Origin of the sequence: Parafrankia discariae (assembly GCF_000373365.1) — a bacterium.
GTDB lineage: Bacteria > Actinomycetota > Actinomycetes > Frankiales > Frankiaceae > Parafrankia > Parafrankia discariae.
In genome coordinates this window covers 479,097-496,509 of record NZ_KB891102.1, presented here as the reverse complement: position 1 = coordinate 496,509, position 17,413 = coordinate 479,097, and the positions used below count along the sequence as shown (strand labels likewise).

The 17,413-nt window shown below is 74.2% G+C and carries 14 protein-coding genes and 2 tRNA genes; 10 read left to right on the top strand and 6 right to left on the bottom strand.

Annotation, left to right across the window (positions count from 1 at the left end; translation table 11 throughout):
• Positions 1-1,445: ABC transporter permease (locus B056_RS34735; protein ID WP_018500241.1), on the top strand; the 1,445-nt coding region annotated here is incomplete at its 5' end.
• A 45-nt stretch (positions 1,446-1,490) separates the two neighbouring features.
• Here the strand turns inward: B056_RS34735 and B056_RS0102070 are convergent.
• Both B056_RS0102070 and B056_RS0102065 read right to left on the bottom strand, forming a co-directional pair.
• Entirely contained in the window at positions 1,491-1,868 is a 378-nt protein-coding gene (locus B056_RS0102070; protein ID WP_018500240.1) for a DUF962 domain-containing protein, read from the bottom strand.
• Between the two features lie 166 nt (positions 1,869-2,034).
• Positions 2,035-2,667, bottom strand: a complete 633-nt coding sequence (locus B056_RS0102065; RefSeq protein ID WP_018500239.1) for a TetR/AcrR family transcriptional regulator — start codon at positions 2,665-2,667, stop codon at positions 2,035-2,037.
• A gap of 394 nt (positions 2,668-3,061) precedes the next feature.
• Here B056_RS0102065 and B056_RS34730 point away from each other — a divergent pair, with 394 nt between their 5' ends.
• Together B056_RS34730 and B056_RS0102055 are read left to right on the top strand one after the other, a co-directional pair.
• Positions 3,062-4,375: an MFS transporter gene (locus tag B056_RS34730; RefSeq protein WP_018500238.1), complete on the top strand. Its 1,314-nt coding sequence runs from the start codon at positions 3,062-3,064 to the stop codon at positions 4,373-4,375.
• 75 nt (positions 4,376-4,450) lie between these two features.
• The gene (locus tag B056_RS0102055) at positions 4,451-5,407 is read left to right on the top strand and encodes a beta/alpha barrel domain-containing protein (RefSeq protein WP_018500237.1); all 957 of its coding nucleotides are present in this window, start codon (positions 4,451-4,453) and stop codon (positions 5,405-5,407) included.
• Positions 5,408-5,508: 101 nt separating this feature from the next.
• Here B056_RS0102055 and B056_RS0102050 read toward each other — a convergent pair whose 3' ends face one another.
• Positions 5,509-5,916 (bottom strand): TOBE domain-containing protein, encoded by a 408-nt coding sequence (locus B056_RS0102050; RefSeq protein WP_018500236.1) that lies wholly within the window; start codon positions 5,914-5,916, stop codon positions 5,509-5,511.
• A gap of 305 nt (positions 5,917-6,221) precedes the next feature.
• Between B056_RS0102050 and B056_RS0102045 the strand changes: the two genes are divergently transcribed.
• Positions 6,222-6,671 (top strand): BlaI/MecI/CopY family transcriptional regulator, encoded by a 450-nt coding sequence (locus B056_RS0102045; protein WP_018500235.1) that lies wholly within the window; start codon positions 6,222-6,224, stop codon positions 6,669-6,671.
• A gap of 5 nt (positions 6,672-6,676) precedes the next feature.
• The gene (locus B056_RS0102040) at positions 6,677-7,744 is read left to right on the top strand and encodes a M48 family metalloprotease (protein WP_018500234.1); all 1,068 of its coding nucleotides are present in this window, start codon (positions 6,677-6,679) and stop codon (positions 7,742-7,744) included.
• Positions 7,745-7,768: 24 nt separating this feature from the next.
• Here the strand turns inward: B056_RS0102040 and B056_RS0102035 are convergent, their stop codons facing one another.
• Both B056_RS0102035 and B056_RS0102030 read right to left on the bottom strand, forming a co-directional pair.
• Positions 7,769-8,647 (bottom strand): L,D-transpeptidase, encoded by an 879-nt coding sequence (locus tag B056_RS0102035; RefSeq protein WP_063826593.1) that lies wholly within the window; start codon positions 8,645-8,647, stop codon positions 7,769-7,771.
• Positions 8,648-8,872: 225 nt separating this feature from the next.
• Positions 8,873-10,750 (bottom strand): class I SAM-dependent methyltransferase, encoded by a 1,878-nt coding sequence (locus tag B056_RS0102030; RefSeq protein ID WP_018500232.1) that lies wholly within the window; start codon positions 10,748-10,750, stop codon positions 8,873-8,875.
• Between the two features lie 236 nt (positions 10,751-10,986).
• Between B056_RS0102030 and B056_RS0102025 the strand changes: the two genes are divergently transcribed.
• Complete coding sequence (locus B056_RS0102025) at positions 10,987-13,011, top strand: glycoside hydrolase family 3 protein (protein ID WP_018500231.1); 2,025 nt, start codon at positions 10,987-10,989, stop codon at positions 13,009-13,011.
• 634 nt (positions 13,012-13,645) lie between these two features.
• Here B056_RS0102025 and B056_RS0102020 read toward each other — a convergent pair.
• A tRNA-Gly gene (locus B056_RS0102020) sits at positions 13,646-13,716 on the bottom strand.
• A 48-nt stretch (positions 13,717-13,764) separates the two neighbouring features.
• Here B056_RS0102020 and B056_RS0102015 point away from each other — a divergent pair.
• The 4 genes from B056_RS0102015 (at position 13,765) to B056_RS0102000 (ending at position 17,029) form a co-directional block, all read left to right on the top strand.
• Positions 13,765-13,837: transfer RNA gene (locus B056_RS0102015), tRNA-Pro, on the top strand.
• Between the two features lie 55 nt (positions 13,838-13,892).
• Positions 13,893-15,371, top strand: a complete 1,479-nt coding sequence (tig, locus tag B056_RS0102010; protein WP_018500230.1) for a trigger factor — start codon at positions 13,893-13,895, stop codon at positions 15,369-15,371.
• 309 nt (positions 15,372-15,680) lie between these two features.
• Positions 15,681-16,322: an ATP-dependent Clp protease proteolytic subunit gene (locus tag B056_RS0102005; RefSeq protein WP_020462741.1), complete on the top strand. Its 642-nt coding sequence runs from the start codon at positions 15,681-15,683 to the stop codon at positions 16,320-16,322.
• A 62-nt stretch (positions 16,323-16,384) separates the two neighbouring features.
• Positions 16,385-17,029: an ATP-dependent Clp protease proteolytic subunit gene (locus B056_RS0102000; protein ID WP_018500228.1), complete on the top strand. Its 645-nt coding sequence runs from the start codon at positions 16,385-16,387 to the stop codon at positions 17,027-17,029.
• The last annotated feature ends 384 nt before the right edge of the window (positions 17,030-17,413 follow it).

The following is a 17,413-nucleotide window of genomic DNA, read 5'->3' as shown; positions in this document are numbered from 1 at the left end:
ATTCCGACACCCCGGTGAGCCGGCTGTCGGGTGGGCAGAAGAAGCGGACGTCGGTGGCGCTGGAGCTGCTGACCCGGCCGTCGCTGCTGTTCCTGGACGAGCCGACGTCGGGGCTGGACCCGGCGAACGACCAGTCGGTGATGGAGACGCTGAAGGGCCTGGCCAAGGGCGGCGGGGTCGGTTCGGCGGACGAGAGCGGCCGCACGGTCATCGTCGTCACGCACAGCGTGCTGTTCCTGGACCTGTGCGACTACATCCTGGTCCTCGCCCCGGGTGGGCACGTGGCCTACTTCGGCCCGTCGGGTGGCGCGTTGAGCTTCTTCGGCAAGGAGGACTTCCGCGAGTTCGCGGCGGTCTTCCGGGAGCTGGAGAGCACCCCGGGCGCCGAGATGGCGGCCCGGTTCCGCGCCTCGGAGTACTTCGTACCCTCCGCCGTCGTCGCGCCGGTCGTGCGCAAGGCGCCGGCGGAGCTGCCGAGCGTGCGCCAGCAACCGGTCACCTCCCAGCTCGCGACGCTCACCCGCCGGTATCTGCGGGTCGTGCTGGCGGACCGTTCCTATCTGCGTCTCATCGTGGCCTTCCCGTTCCTGCTCGGGATCATCCCGAGGGTGATCCCGGCCCCCGACGGGCTGAAACCGTTGCCGGACGCGCCTAATCCGGACGCGATGAAGGTGCTCGTCGTCCTGGTGCTGTGCGCGTGCTTCATGGGGATGGCGAACTCGGTCCGCGAGATCGTCAAGGAACGCGACATCTACCGGCGGGAACGAACGATCGGCCTGTCCCGGGCGGCCTATCTCGGCTCGAAGATCATCGTTCTCACCGGTATCACGACCCTGCAGTGCGTGATCTTCACGTTGATCGGGCTGGTCGGCCGCACCCCGCCGGAGGCGTCCCTGCTGGGCTCGCCGCTGGTGGAGTGTCTGGTCGCGGTGATCGTCGCCGCGCTGGCGTCCATGATGATCGGGCTGCTCGTGTCGACGCTGGTCGACAACGCGGACAAGACGATGCCCGTCCTGGTGCTGGTGACCATGGCCCAGCTCGTGCTCTCCGGCGGGCTGGTGTCGCTGTCCGGCCGGCTGGTCATGGAACAGGTCGCGTGGATCTCGCCCGCCCGGTGGGGCTTCGCGGCCCTGGCGTCCACCGACGACCTCAACGAGGTCTCCAAACTGGGTAACGAGGTACTGCGCACCGACCCGGCCGACGGCCTGTGGGAGCACAGCGCGGGTGTCTGGGTGCTCGACGTCGTCCTCGGCCTGGTCCTCGCCGCGGCGGCGCTCGCGCTGACCTCGATGATGCTGCGCCGGATCGATCCCAAGGTGACCCGCCCCGCCGGCCCGCCGGCGGGAGCCGGCCGCCCGCCGCAGGCCGGGCAGGCACCGCCGACCGGTCCCGGCGGTCCTGGTGGCCCCGGCGGCTACGGTGCCGCGCCCGGCGCGCGCCGCTGACCCCGGCCAGGTCCGGGAGCCACGGCTGGGAACTGGTTCGGGGAGCTAGGCCCGGGAGCGGCGTGGCGGCCGGGTCTGGCCACCCAGACCACGGCCGGCGAGCAGATCGGCGACCTCCTCGCACCAGAACGCCAGCCCGCACAGCTGGTAGGTGAGGAAGCCCTTGGTCAGCGTGGGGCTGTTCCGCTCGAAGACCGAATGCCCGGCGACCTGCAGTGCCCAGCTCGCCACGAACATCGGCAGGCCCACCTTGGGCCGGCCGACGAGCAGCGGGAGGGAGAAGGCCACGCCGGGGATCCCCACGAGGTGGGTCGCCCGGATCCCCCGCGTGGTGTGCTGGGACCGGTAGAACGCCATCTTCGCGGCGAAGGGCGCCGTGGCCGGCGGCGGCTCGGCCTCCGTGAGTGAGTCGGCAGTGGTCATGATGCCCCTCGCTTCGTCTCGTCCCGAAGTCTCGTCCCCGAACATCATCGGCGACGAGGGCGGGCGACTCCAGCCGGGCCGGTGCCACGCCTGCGTTCCGGGCCGGCCGGCGGGCGGTTCCGCCGTAGGGGCGGGACGGGGCGGGACGGGGCGGAATGCCGCCGGATCAGCGGGCGGCCTGCTCCGCGGCCGGGCTCGGCGCGGGCACGGGCGGCCCGGGGGCGGCGGCGGCCGGGCCGCCGGCCGGGGTGGCCAGCGCACGCAGGGCCTCGAGCATCTGGCCGCGCAGTTCCCCGGTCGGCGGGGCGAGGCCGAGCAGCTCCGCCAGCCACATCCCGTCGGCCGCCATGCGGACCAGCGTCGCGGTCGCCGGGTCGATGCGATCCTGGACGATGCGGTTCTGCCAGTGCTCGTACCGCTGGCGGAAGCGCTGCAGCCGCTCGGGATCGGCGATGAGGGCGGCCAGGAACCCGACCTCGGCGGTGCTGTCCCGCTGCTGCACGCCGGCCGCCGTAGCGGCGTCCAGGTAGGCCCGAGCCCAGCCGCCCGGCCGCTCGTCCAGCATGGCCCGCGCGGTGACCTCCGCCTCGAACTCGTCGTTCCACCGGTCGTAGAGCGCGTCGATGAGCGACGCACGCGTCGGGAAGTGGTGTAACAGGCCTCCCTTGGAGACCGTCGCCTCGCGGGCGACCGCGTCCAGGCTGAGGGCCTGGCTGCCGTGCCGGGTGAGGACGCGCCAAGCGGCGTCCAGCAACCGCTGTCGCGTCGCAGCCGGGTCCGAGGCGGGCACGACCGCCATTGTGCCGCACGCACCGGCCCACCTGGTACTTCGCACCGTCTCACGCATGCTACCGGGTTGACCGACCGTCCGGACGGACGGTAGTACTTCGACGGGACGAACCGGGCGGAGGACCCGGAAGCGCGTCAGGCCCGAGCCGGGCGCTCGAAGCGGCGTGGCGCGCGCCGACGGGGGCGACGGAGCTATGCGAAGAACAACGGGAAGCGCGGGACCAGCCGGTCGGCCGCGGCCCGGCCGAGAACACCGAACCGGTCCCACGGGCGACGCGGGGCCCTACGCGCCGGGCGGACCCTACGCGCCGGGCGGGCCACGGGGGCCGGCGGCGCCCTCCGAGGGAACCGGTCCGGGCGGGCAGCCGGCCGCCTCGCTCACCCACGGTGCCATCGGACGTCTGGTGGTCGCGCTGGGCGCGGCCACGCTGCTGCAGTGGCTCGGGGCGTTCGCGATCGCGCCGATCCTCCCGCTCTACCTGGAGGAACGGGACGTCTCCGCCGGTGGGGTCGGCATGGTCATGGCCGCGTTCTTCCTCGGCGCGCTGCTCTCCCAGTACCCGGCGGGCCTGGCCACCGCGACGCGGGGGCACCGCCCGGTGCTGGTCTCCGGGCTCGTCGCCTACGCCGTGGGATGCGCCGGGCTGATCGTCTCACCGGGGATCATGTGTGACACGGCGATGCGGGTGCTGCAGGGGGCCGGGGCCGGGGCCTTCGAGGTGGCCGTGCTCACCGCGATCGCCGCGACCGTGCCGTCTGATCTCACCGGTCGGGCCGTCAGCGCCGTCTACACCGGTCAGATCGCCGGGACCGCCATCGGTCCCCTGCTCGGCGGGCTCGCCGGCGAACAGCGGATGGACCTGCTCTTCCTGGGGGCGGGGGTGGCCGCGGCGGTCGCCTCCGTCCCGGTGCTGGTCCTGCTCCGGCCGGACGGCGACCCCCGCCGCGCGCCGGCGCTGTCCGACGTCCCCGTCGACTGCTCCGCCACCACTGCCGTCACCGCCGCCGCGGCTACCGCCTCTGCCGTCCCGTTCCCGGGGGCGCCCCGGCGGCGGGGCTGGTCACCCCGCGCGGCGATCGGGCCGGGGGTGGCGGGGCTGCTGCTGGTCGCCGCGGTGAACGGCCTGGCCGTCGGGACCTACGAGACCTGCTGGAGCCTGCTGCTGACCGACCGGGGGGTCTCGACGGAGCTGGTCGGGCTCAGTTTCACCCTGTTCTCGCTGCCCTACATCGTCTGCGCCATGCCCGCGGGCTGGCTCGCCGACCACAACGACCGTCGCTGGCTGGTGCTGGCGGCCACGGCCACGACGGGCGTCACCGTCGCCACCTACTCGTTCATCGGGTCGTTCTGGCTGATCGTTCTCGTGAGCTGCGCCGAGGCGATCGCGCTGGCCGTGAGCTTCCCGTCCGCCCAGTCGCTGCTGGCGCAGGAGGCCGGACCCGGCGGTGCCGGGCGGGCACAGGGCCTGTTCACGACGACCCAGACCGCCGCGACCGCCGGGGCGGCGCTGACGTCGGGCGCCCTGTACGCGGCGAACGCGCACCTCCCGTTCCTGCTGACGGCCGTGGCGGCGCTCACGGTCGCCGGTTCGCTGCCGCGGCTGTGGCGCCGGGTGCGGGGGACCGCGGTACCCGCGGCCGCGCCGGCCGGGTCGGCCCCGGCGGCCGCGGCCGTAACCGCCGGCGGGGCGCTCGCCAGTCAACTGATCACCCGGTGAGCGTGGGCGCGCCGGTCGTTACGCTGGCCGCGTGGCAGGCAGCGAGGGGTTCGTCCCGGTGACAGGCGGCGCGGCGTGACCGGCGAGGCGGCGGCGGGTGGGGTCACACTCGCCGGGGTCGCGCTCGAACATCCGATCATGAACGCCGCCGGCACCTGCAAGACCGTCGAGGACGTCACCGCCCTCGCCCGGGGAGCCGTCGCCGCGGTCGTCGTCGGCTCGATCACGCGGGACGCCCGTACCGGCAACGGCGGTGAGGTCTACTGGTCCGCCGGCGCCTACTCGCTCAACGCGCTCGGCCTGCCCAACCGGGGGGTCGGGTACTACGCCGAACAGCTCCCGGCGATGGCCGACATCGCGCATCGGCACGGCAAGCCGCTGGTGGTCAGCGTGGCCGGGTTCGCCGCCGAGGAGTACGCGACGCTGGCCGGCGTCGCCGCGGGCACCGGTGCGGACCTGATCGAGCTCAACCTCGGCTGCCCGAACGTGTGGGACGGCGGGTCGCAGAAGCGCATCGCCTGCTTCGACCCCGGTCAGACCGACGCGATCTGCGCCCAGGTCGAGGCCGCCCTCGCCGCCGGCCGGGCGGGAGCCGGCCGCCGGTCCGCCCCCGCGTACGGGGTCAAGATCTCTCCGTTCTCCGATCCGGAGGCCCTGGCGGATCTGGCCGCGCTGCTCGGCCGCCGCTCCGAGGCCGACGGCGGGCCGAGGTTCGTCACGGCGGTCAACACCTTCCCGAACGCCCTGGTCCTCGACGACCGGCGGCGCCCCGTCCTCGACGTGGCCCTCGCCGGGCTGAGTGGAGCCGCGCTCAAGCCGGTGGGCCTCGGCCAGGTACGACAGCTGCGGGCGCTCCTGCCCGAGCAGGTCGACGTCGTCGGCGTCGGCGGTGTCCTGGCCGGCCGGGATGTCGCCGACTACCTCGCCGAAGGCGCCCGCGCGGTGCAGGGCGCCACGGCCTTCTGGAACCGCGGCGAGGACCCGACGGTCTTCGGTGACATCCTCAGCGACTGGCTCGACGCCGGAGCGTGACCGGGCGCGGGTGGCGGCCCGGCCCAGGGCCACGGCCCCGGCTCAACGGTTGAGCCCCGCGCGGGGCCGCGCGGGCGGGTCAGTGCGGGCCGGGTGGGCGATCAGTGCCGTTCGGGAAGCTCGATCACCACGTTCGTCGCCTTCACGGTGCCCACGGCGAGCACGCCGGGCTCCAGGCCCAGTTCGTCCGCGGCCTCACGGCTCATCAGGGAGACCACCCGGTGCCGCCCCGACTGGATCTCCACCTGGGCCATCACGTCGTCGCGGCGCACCCGCGTCACGATGCCGGGGAAGCGGTTGCGCGCCGAGGCGCCGACGATCGCCGGTGGCGCCAGCGGCAGCTCGCCGGCGATGTCGATCGCGAACTGCGCGAGCACCGCTCCCTCGACGGCCTGCCGGCCCGCTCCGTCACGCACCGTCGGCAGCCGGCCGCCGTCGGCCCAGCGACGCACGGTGTCGTCGCTGACGCCGAGCAGTCCGGCGACCTCGCTGATCCTGAAGGTCGACATGCCGGCACCATATCCGCCCCCGCTGTCGGTGGTGTCGCGGCCGGTCCCGACCCGGTTCCCGCCGGGGGAGTCGGCGTCCGGGTCCGGGCCCGGTCCGCCGCCCTGCCACGGGCCTGGCCGGAGGGGACATGGGCCTGGCCGGAGGGGAGTCGATGCGTCACCCGGGGGAGCGCGGTGTGGCCCCGTGGTGTTCCGTTTCGTGGCGGGAGTCGACCCACGCCGGTCGCCTCGTATCGTGTTCCGCGTGAGGCGGGGTGCGGACGGGCTGGTCCCGGGGCCGCGGAAGCTGCCGGGGGGCCGGTGTGATGGACGAGGGTTCGGCGGAGCCGGAGGCGGTGCCTGCCGCGCGGCGGCGTCCACCCGGGTCGCTGGAGGAAGAGGTGCTCGGTGTGCTGCACCACTCCGGGGAGCTCTCACCGGGTGAGGTTCGTGATCTTCTTCCGGCCGCCGCGAGGCTGTCCTACAGCGCGGTGGTCACCACCCTGACCCGACTGCACGGCAAGGGCGTGGTCACCCGCCGGCGGCACGGGCGGGGCTACATCTACTCGGCACCGGGGGATCCAGCCACACTGGTCGCGTGGCGGATGAACCGGCTCCTCGCCGGGCAGGCCGATCATCGCCGCGCCCTGACGCACTTCATCGCCGCGCTCTCGCCCACCGACGAGGCCCTCGTCCGTGATCTTCTCGCCTCCGCGCCGGCACCCGCCGAGCACGGTGAGCACACGCGCGGCTCAGAGTCGCGCCGGCAGGGCTGAGTCCGGTGGTCGACCAACTCCTCGTGTCCCTCGCCCTGGCGCCGTCGGCGGGCGTGGTCGCGAGCCGCATCCTGGTCGATCGGCTGCCCCCGCGGGTCGCGGTGCTCGGCTTCACCACCGCAGCGGTCCTGTTCGCGCTGGCCAGCACCGCGAGTCTGCTCGCGTTCGGGATGCCCGCGGCGGCGGGCCTCATCGGGTTCGCCCCCGACCTGCGCGCGGTGGCGCGATCCTGGCAGATCGCCGTGGCGCCGCTGTGGGCGTCCTGGACGTGCCTGGCGCTCGGCGCGGCCGTGATGATCTCAGTGGCGGTGACGGGGCGGCGCCAGCACGACTCCCTGCACGCGGCCCGCGCGGAGGCGGCGGCGCTGCCGGGAACCGGCGAGGTGGTGGTGATCCCCGACGGCCGCCCGGACGCCTTCGCGCTCCCCGGCGCGCCGGGGCGGATCGTCGTCACGGAGGGAATGCTCGCGGCGCTCGGTGACGGCCGCCACCAGGCCCTGTTCGCCCATGAGCGGGCGCACCTGGCCGGCCGGCACCACCGCTTCGCGTTCACCGCGCGCCTCGCGGCCGCCGCCCTCCCGCCGCTGCGCCCGATGGTCACCCTGATCGACTACGCGATCGAGCGCTGGGCGGACGAGCAGGCGGCGCAGGAGGTGGGCGACCGCCGCTCGGTCGCCCAGGTCGTCGGAACAGCCGCGCTCGCCGCGACGGAACAGGCCGACCGCCCGTCCACCGCCGCCGAGCGGGCGGACGCGCCCCTCGCCGACCCCGGCCACGGCGAGCCCACCCGGTCCACCCGGCCCGCCGGGCGCCCGGGTCTCGCCCGTCCCCGGCGTCGGCGGTCCGGGGCCGTCTCGCCGGCGATGCTGCGGGCCGGCGCGCCCGGCCGCGGTCCCCGGCCGGGGCCGGTGCCCCGCCGGATCGCGGCCCTGCTCGACGCGCCGCTGCGGGGCAACTACGGGCTGCTGCTGGTGGCCCTGCCGGCGGCCCTCGCCGCCGCGTCGTGCGGTGTCGCCGTCGAGGCGTTGCTCGACCTGCCCTACCGTCGCGTGTTCGCCCTCGCCGAGTCCTGAGCGGCCGGGCCCAGGCCCGCGGGCTCACCCGGTGATCGTGATCGGGGTGCCGAGCGGGACGACGTCCACCAGGCGGAGCAGGTCGGCGTTGCGCAGCCGGACGCATCCCAGACTCACGTCCGAGCCGACCAGGTCCGGGCGGTTGGTGCCGTGCAGGCCGATGATGCCCTCGGCGCCGTTGAACCGGGTGATCACGTCGGAGAACCCGGACAGCCCGAAGGCGAACGGGCCCCAGGGGCCGTTCGGGTCGTCTGGGCGCAACAGTTCGGTCAGGTAGAACGTGCCGGTCGGGGTGGGGGTCGCCCCGGTCCCGATCCCGACCGGCAGCTTCGTGACCACCGAGTTGTCGCGGAAGACGGTCAGCTGGTGCTCCGAGCGGTCCACCAGCAGCTCGAACGGCGTCGTCGAGATCGTCGTGTCCGCGGCGCGCACCCAGCCCACACTGCCGTTCGGCCGGATGGGAATCTTGACCCGGAGCCAGTCGGCCTGCCGCTCCTCGACGCCGAGGAGCAGCGGAACGCCGCGGGGGTTCGGGTTGGCCAGCGTCCAGCGCGGCTCGCCGTCGCCGGGCCGTTCGAAGATCCCGATCCGGGGGACGTTCGTGCGAGCGACCCAGCTCCACCCGGCGGGCAGCGCCAGCTCGGCCTCGTCACCCGTGGACGGGCCGTCCGCGGCCGGCCCGCGGGGCGCCCCACCGCCGGCCCGTGGGCCGGCCGAGGGGCTCGCGCCGGGCGCCGGGTGGGGGCGCGGGCCGGGATCCGCCGCGGGATCGCGATCAGCCCCGCCGCAGCCGGCGAACAGCGTCGCGCCCACCATCGCGGCCAGCAGGACACCGGTGGCCGCCGCCGGCCCGCGCCGCCGGTCAGCGGTGCCCTGCGGCCCCCACCGCACCCGTCCGGTCATGCCCACCCCCGAGACGCGCGCGTGCCGGGCCGGCGTCCGGCCCACGGCTGGGCCGGATGGTCCGGCGGGACCACGAGCGCGGAGATCGTCTGTCCCCCTGGCAGCTGGATCGCCGCCCTGCGACTGTCGTCACTCACAGTAGTGAAGGGGGTGGGGGATCATGCGAACGCGAGCCTGACGGGTGGACCGCGCCGCAGCGACGGCGACGACGGCCGTGTCACCCGCTCAGGGCAGACGGGCCAGGACCCGGTAGGCGTTCGAGCGGCGGCCGGAGGTGAGGTACGGGCGGCTCGCCATGTCCCACAGGATCGCCCCGGGCATCGCGGTGAACACCGCCGCGCCGACGAGGGCGCGCCGGGCGCGGGCCAGGCCGGGCCGGCTGGCCGCGTTCCACGGGGCGGACGGCGACGGAGCCGCGCGCTGCCACAGCCCCCAGCAGGCCACCGGGGCGTCCCCACGCTGGTGCGTCTCGCCGAAACGTACGTCGAGCACCTCGAGACCGACCTCGCCGAGCGCGGCCGTCAGATTGTCGGCCGGGACGAGGTGCTGATGCTGCGGCACGAACCAGCCCGGCCAGTACGTCCCGAACCACCGGGCGGCCGGGCTCTGCGCGTTCGGGACCTCGATGAGCAGGTGGCCCCCCGGCGCGAGAACCTGGGCGGCGGCGCGCAGCTCGGCCCGCGGGTCCCGGGTGTGCTCGAGGTAGTGGAACATGCTCACCACGTCGTAGCGGCCGCTCAGCGACTCGGCGAGGTCGGGCAGCAGCCCCCGGTAGGCGCGGTCCACCCAGCCCCGGCGCTCCGCCTCGCCGATGGCCGCGCCGATGTCCAGGCCGTCGAACGAGGTCGTCGGCCACACCTCGCGCGCGGCGGCGCAGAAGTGCCCGAACCCGCCGCCGACGTCCAGCCAGCGCCGTGGCGTGGGCACGTCGATCCGCGCCCGTTCCAGGTAGCTGTCGGTGTTGCGGCGGAAGATCTCCTCGGTCAGCGCGGCGCCGAGGCCGGAGTAGGTGTCCCGGTAGTAGAAGTCGAGGCCGTCGAGGGTCAGCCGCGGGTTCTGGAAGATGTGCCCGCAGCCGCCGCAGCGGTCGTAGCGGAACACCCCGGGCTTGACCTGGATGGCGTCCGAGCCGCGCAGGGCCAGGGAGAGGTCCGTGCCGCCGCACCAGGGGCAGCTCGTCGCGACCGGCTCCAGGAACCGGTCGACGCCGGCGGCCAGGTCGGCGGAGTACTCGCGCCGCTTCGCCGCCAGCACGGCGGGCTCCGGGGCCGGCGGCCCCGGCCTGGGCAGGTCCACACCCGAACCCGCCACCGCGCCACCGACCGCCGCGGAGAGCGTCCGCAGCGCGGGTCGCCGGCGCGTCACCGGGCTGCGGACGAGGTCGGCGGTGGGCACCCGGACACGCCCGGCTCCGACGACCAGCGGTTGCAGCCACGACAGCACCGCCGCGCCGAGCGCCCAGCCCGGGGCCGCGGTGGCCCCGGCGGCCACCGCGAGGTCGCGGGCGAGCGGGAAGAACGGCTGGCCGGGCTCCCACGGGCGGGCGGCGAACTGCACCGCGACCCGGTCCGACCCGTTCGCCGACCCGGTCGGCGGCCCGCCGTCCGCGGGGGTGAAGTCGTCCGCCACGGTGAGGCCCGGCAGGATCGCCAGATCCGTCGACGCCGGTGAGAGCAGCTTGAGGGTCGCCGTCGCGGCGACCAGGTCGAGGCGGCTCGGGTCCTTCAGGTCGAGCCCGGCGCGCTCCAGGACGTCCCGGTCGACCAGCAGCGCGCGGAAGGCGCCGTGCCCCCGTTCCAGCCGCTGGGCGCGGTACCGCGCCGGATCGACCAGTCGCGCGAGGTCGAGCAGCTCGTGCGCCGGCAGCTCGGCCGGCACGAGGTCCAGGACGGTCAGGCCCTCCCGCAGCGCGTGCGCGCTCGCCGCCCGCCGGGCCGCCTCGTCGAGGCGGACGCCGTCCGCCAGCAGGAAGACGTGCGAGGAGTGCACCGGTTCGTCGGCCGGCGCGATGACGGTGAGTGCTCGTATCCGTGTGCGCAGTCGCAGGCCGTTGATCCCGACGCCCGCGCATGCGGCGACCGGCAGCAGTGCTCGACGGTTCATGACGCCTCCTGTCTTGGCGCCCCCTGAGGCGCCGCGACGGTCACCCCGCAACGTACGTCCCCGCGTGCTCCGCTCCGCGCCCACCCCACCCCGCTCGGCGATCCGTGATGATGTGTACGGTTCGCTCCCGTTGCCGGCTGGTTCCGGTTCCCGGTCGGTTCGGGACGTCCCGTCGCGGGCAGGTGAGGTCACAGACGGTGCGAGGAGGCCGGATCGGGCGACTCGCGGACGAGGGGATGGTCATGCGGCGTGCGCGGGTCGTCGGAGTGACGCTCGCGGTGGTCCTGGCGGTGCTGGCCGGTGTCACGGCGTTCGCCTGGGCGGTCCGCGGCACCGACCCGGGCGGCTCGATGGCGGACCGGCTCGGCCTCGCCGACGGTGACACCGCGGACGGCACGGCCGGGGCGGGCGACCCGCGCGGCGGCGCGAGCGGCGCCGCCGGCGCGGAATCCGGGCGCGGCACCGCGGAACACCCCGCCGACGGCCCCGGGGCGGGTGCCGACCAGCTGTCGGCCGCTGACCCGGGCGGCGCGGGGAACGGCCCCGGCACCGGTTCGGCCGAGGAGACCAGCTGGGTCGAGTCCACGCTGGCCGGCCTGTCGCTGGAACAGCGCGTCGGCCAGATGATGACGGGCTACGTCTTCGGCACCGCCGGCGCCGACCGGAGCCCGGCCGTCGTCGCCGCGAACCGGCGGACCTCCGGCGCGGACACCGCCGCCGAGGCCGTCGCGAAACGGGGCCTGGGTGGGGTGATCTACTTCGACGCCGGCGGGACGGGCCCGGGGGCGCTCCCGGACAACATCGTCAACCCCGGCCAGGTCAAGGCGCTGTCCGCGGACCTGAGCGCGGCGGCCCGCGTCCCGCTGCTGATCGCCGCCGACCAGGAGCAGGGGACCGTGCTGCGGATCCGCGACGGCGTGACCCTGCTGCCCGGCCAGATGGCGCAGGGCGCCACGGGACGTCCCGACGACGCGCGCGACGCCGCGCAGATCACCGGCGCGGACCTGCGCGCCCTGGGCATCAACGTCGACTTCGCACCGGACGCGGACGTCAACAGCGACCCGGCGAACCCCGTCATCGGTGAGCGCTCCTTCGGCGACGACCCCGCGGCGGTCGGACGGTTCACCGCGGCGGCGGTCGAGGGGTTCCGGCAGGTCGGAGTGGCCGCGGCGGCGAAACACTTCCCCGGGCACGGCGCGACGTCCGTCGACAGCCACGCCGACCTGCCGACGATCAGCCGGGACCGGGCGGCGCTGACGGCGCTCGACCTCCCGCCGTTCCGGGCGGCCATCGCCGCGGGCGTGCCGATGGTCATGGTCGGGCACCTGAACGTCCCCGCGCTCGACCCGGCCGCACCCGCGACACTGTCGAAGCCGGTCGTCGACGGCCTGCTGCGCCACGAGCTCGGCTTCGACGGCGTCATCGTCACCGACGCGCTGAACATGGCCGCGATCACCGAGCACAACACGCCCGGGGGCGCGGCGGTGCGAGCCGTCCAGGCCGGTGTCGACATCCTGCTGATGCCCCCGGACCTGGTACAGGCCGTTGACGCTGTCGTCTCCGCCGTGCGCTCCGGAGCGATCGATCCGGAGCGGGTAGCCGCCTCGGTACGTCGAATCCTGAGGATGAAGTGGAGGCTGGCGCACACGACCCCCGTCGCGACCCGGACATCCGGGGAGGCGGAGGCCACCGCGGCCGCGATCGCCGGGCGTGCGATCACGCTCCTCGATCAGCCGACGTGCGACCTGCTCCCGCTCATCCGCGGCACCGCTGGCGCCGGCACCGGCGGTGCCGGCAGCACCGGCTCAGGCACCGCTGGCGCCGGCGCGGACGGAGCTCCGCCCACGGTGGAGGTCTCCGGCCCGTCGGGTGCGGCGAAAACGCTCGTGGACGCGCTGACCGCGCGGGGGATCGACGCCCGGCTGACCACCCAGGGCGCCGGCCGCGCGCCGGCGCCGCCCGCCGCGGGTGCCCCCGGGGCGGGTACGTCGGTGGTCCGGGTGGTCCTGGTCGGGAACTCGCCGCCACCCGTCACCGACCGGCGAACCGTGATCGTGTCGACCGGGACGCCCTACCGTCCGCCGGTGGCCGCCGGGGCGTGGCTGGCGAGCTACTCACGCGACCCCGCGTCGATGAGGGCGCTGGCGGCGGTGCTGGCCGGTGCGGCGCCCCCCGCGGGCCGGCTGCCGGTCGTCACCCGGACCGCTGCGGGCACCGCGCTGCCGCGCGGCGCCGGCCTGCCGGCCCCTCGCGCCTGCTGACCCGCTCGCCTCTCCCCGGCCGGCGGCGCGACCACGTGGCCGTGCCGCCGCCACCAGCGGCAGCCACCGGCCGCCGGCCGCCTTCAGGACCAGCGACCCCGGCGGTGTTCCCCAACGCCGGGGCTCATCGCCCCACTCCGCAAACCACCACAATCCGGACACCCAAAACAACTGTGACGGGCGAATGGGCCCATGGACTCACTTGCCCGCCACACTCCAACGCCGACCGCGAAGGCCGGAGGTCAGATGGACGGGCGAGCCTCGGGCGCGTGGCCGGCGACGGCCCCCGCCCAGGTCCAGACCACAGGCCACCCTCGGAGCTACCACCCAGGCCGCTGGCCGCCCCCAGGACGCGTACTCGAAGTTGTTGCCCGATGTCGGGCCTGCCGCCGCAGGTCGTAGGCCGCCCTCGGGGTGCGTGACCGGGGCTGTTGCCTGACGTCGGGCCTGCCGCCGCAGGTCGTAGGCCGCCCTCGGGGTGCGTGACCGGGGCTGTTGCCTGACCTCGGGGCTGCCGCCGCAGGCCGCCCTCCAACCCCGCCCGCCGCCGGGGGGCCACGGGGGGCACCGCCCCCCGGCAGACATGGCAAGTCGACCAGCCCAGCCCCCGCTGGGCATAGCAAACCCATCGACGAGCGGGTGACCGGGATCGAACCGGCATGGCCAGCTTGGAAGGCTGGGGCTCTGCCATTGAGCTACACCCGCGTTGGTGATGGACGCAAGCTTACCCCGTAGGATGTGGGGGCAACGCCTCGGGGCGTAGCGTAGTGGCCAGCGCGCCTGCTTTGGGTGCAGGAGATCGGGAGTTCGAGTCTCCCCGCCCCGACCGATACCCTCGGCGCGTCACCCCGTCCAACGTCGTACCAGGAGACCGCCGCGCCGTGAAGGCCACCAAGGAGACCCTCAGCCCGACCCGGGTCAAGCTCACCGTCGAGGTGCCCTTCGACGAGCTCAAGCCGTCCGTCGATGCCGCCTACCGCAAGCTGTCGCGCCAGGTGCGCGTCTCCGGATTCCGCCCGGGCAAGGTCCCGCCGCGCATCCTGGACCAGCGTCTGGGGCGCGGTGTGATCCTCGACGAGGCGATCCAGGAGGCGCTGCCGCGCCTTTACTCGGAGGCCGTGCAGGCCGAAGAGGTGGACGTCCTGTCGCGGCCCGAGGTGGACATCACCGAGTTCACCGACGGCGCGCAGCTGATCTTCACGGCTGAGATGGACGTGCGCCCGGAGGTGACGCTGCCGGAGTTCGGCGAGCTGGAGCTCGTCGTCGAGCCGGCGACGGTGACCGATGAGCAGGTCGAGGAGCATCTGACCAGCCTGCGGGACCGGTTCGCCGTGCTGAAGCCGGTCGAGCGCCCGGTTCAGGAGGGCGACTTCGTGTCGCTGGACCTGTCGGCGTCGGTCGACGGTGAGGCGATCGAGGACGCGACCGCGACCGGCATGTCGTACGAGGTCGGCAGCGGGAACCTGATCGACGGGATCGACGAGGCCGTCACCGGCGCGTCGGACGGCGATGAGCGCACGTTCGACACCGAGCTGCTGGCCGGCGAGTACGCGGGCCGTACGGCGCAGGTGACCGCGGTGGTGCGGGGCGTGAAGGAGAAGGAGCTCCCGGAGCTCGACGACGACTTCGCGACGACGGCCAGCGAGTTCGACACGCTGGAGGAGCTGCGCGCCGACGTGCGGACCCGGCTGGAGTCGAACCGGAAGGTCGAGCAGCTGGGCGAGGCCCGCGACAAGATGCTCGACAAGCTGATCGAGCTGGTCGAGGTACCGGTGCCGGATTCGGTGCTGGCCGGCGAGCTGGAGGCCCGTGAGCACCGCCTCGGGCACGAGCTGGAGCACATCGGTACGGACCGCGCGACCTACCTGGAGACGCTGGGTCAGTCGGCGGAGGAGTTCGACGCGGAGGTCCGCAGCTCGGCGGGCAAGGCGATCCGTTCGCAGTTCATCCTGGACGCGGTGATCGACGCCGAGTCGATCGGCCTGGACCAGGGCGAGCTGATGGAGCAGATCCTGATGCGCGCGCAGCGGGCCGGCGTGCAGCCGGACCAGTACGCCCAGCAGCTTGCGCAGGGCGAGGGGCTGACGGCCCTGATGGCGGATGTCCTCCGGACGAAGGCGCTGTTCCTGCTGCTGGAGAACGCGAAGGTCGTCGACACCGAGGGTAACGCGGTGGAGCTGAACCTGCCGCGCCGTCCGTCGGGCGAGGACGACGAGGCCGGGGACGACGTCCGGGACATCTCCGACGAGCTCGACGCCGAGGAGCTTCAGGTCCCGGCGGCGCCCGCGGCGGAGGCCACGGCCACGGCCGAGGGTTCCGCGGCGGACGCGGCCGAGCCGGCCGAGTCCGAGACGAAGTAACGACCGCCAGGCGACGACCGCGGCGGGTGGATTCGATCGACGGCCTCCGGAACGTGAGTTCCGGAGGCCGTCGGCGTGTCCGGTGCCACGTATGGACACCGAGAGGCACGCTGTCGCCCCGGCACGGTGACGACAGGTGCTCCGCCGGGCCGCTGCCTGGTCATGGTCCCTCGGCGCACATCGGTGCCGGACTGGCTCGGCCTCACGCCCAGCGCGAACATCGAAGAAGAAGCACCGGAACCGGCTCGTGTCACAGATAGTGTCGAGCCGGTCAATCAGACGCCGCCGAAGGAAGCCGAGGATCCGACCGTGAGTGACATCGCCGCCCCTGGCCTGGCTGTCCCGGGCCCGAGTCTCCGCTCGCCGGGACAGAATGGCCCCGGCTTCGACGAGCAGGTCTTCAACCGTCTCCTCCGTGAGCGGATCATCTTTCTCGGTTCGGTGGTGGAGGACTCGATCGCCAACGCGATCTGCGCGCAGCTCCTGCTGCTGAACGCCGAGGACCCCGAGCGGGACATCTTCCTCTACATCAACTCGCCCGGCGGCTCGGTCAGCGCCGGCATGGCGATCTACGACACCATGCAGTACGTCGAGAACGACGTGGCCACGGTTTCCCTGGGGCTCGCCGCGTCGATGGGTCAGTTCCTGCTCTGCGCGGGCGCGCCGGGCAAGCGCTACTCGCTGCCGCACGCGCGGATCATGATGCACCAGCCCTCCGGCGGCATCGGCGGAACGGCTTCTGACATCGCGATCCAGGCGGAGCAGATGCTCTACACCAAGCGGATGATGCAGGAGCGCATCGCGTTCCACACCGGTCAGCCCGTCGAGCAGATCGAGCGGGACTCCGACCGCGACCGCTGGTTCACCGCGGACGAGGCGAAGGACTACGGCTTCGTCGACCACGTCGTCCAGCGGGCCCGCCAGGTCCCCAGCGAAGGACCGGTGAGCTGACGCCCGCCGCGGCAGCGAGCCGTCCCGACCCTCGTCACCCGCTCTCCTCGGAGGCAGTCACCATGCACGGACCACAGGGCTACTACGGAACGCAGAGCCGGTACGTCCTTCCCAACATCATCGAGAAGACGTCGCGCGGCGAGTACGGCATGGACCCGTACTCGAAGCTGCTGAAGGAGCGCATCGTCTTCCTCGGCGCACCGATCGACGACACGTCGGCGAACGACGTGATGGCGCAGCTGCTGTTCCTCGAGTCCGAGGACCCGGACCGCGACATCTCGATCTACATCAACTCGCCCGGTGGGTCGTTCACGTCGCTGACCGCGATCTACGACACCATGCAGTTCGTACGTCCCGACATCCAGACGATCTGCATGGGCCAGGCGGCGTCCGCGGCGGCGGTGCTGCTCGCGGCCGGTACTCCCGGCAAGCGGTTCGCGCTGCAGAACAGCCGCATCCTCATCCACCAGCCGTCGGCGCAGGGTGAGGGCCAGTCCAGCGACATCGAGATCCAGGCGCGCGAGATCCTGCGCATGCGGTCGCTCCTGGAGCACATGCTCGCCGAGCACACCGGGCGCACCGAGGAGGCCGTCCGCAAGGACATCGAGCGCGACAAGATCTTCAGCGCCGACGAGGCCAAGGACTACGGCATCATCGACGAAGTGATCAAGACCCGGAAGTCCTCGCGGCTCGCCTCGGCGCGCTGAGCCGGCGCCCGGTGGGCCACGCCGCTCCCGGTCCCGGTCCCGGGCCAGTGCCCGGGACCGCCGGATCCGGTCCCGGGATCGGGCCCGGCGGGGCGCACCGGACCGGGCCCGGTGCGCCCCGCCGGGGCGCCGGTACCTCCGCCGGACCTGGGCGACGGGCCCGGCGGCCCAGGTGGTGCGGCGCGCGAGGGGCTCGTCGGTGGCGGGCCGGGTGCGACGGGTTGGCATCCCCCCGTCCCCGCGCGGACGCCCGATCGGGCGGTGGTGCCGAACGGGCCGTCTGGACGAGCGGGGACGGGCCCGATGACCGTAGGCTGACCGGTATGAGCCCAGCGATTGGGCTCTCACCGGACGCCCCCGCGGGGTACCGTCCCCACGGGGACG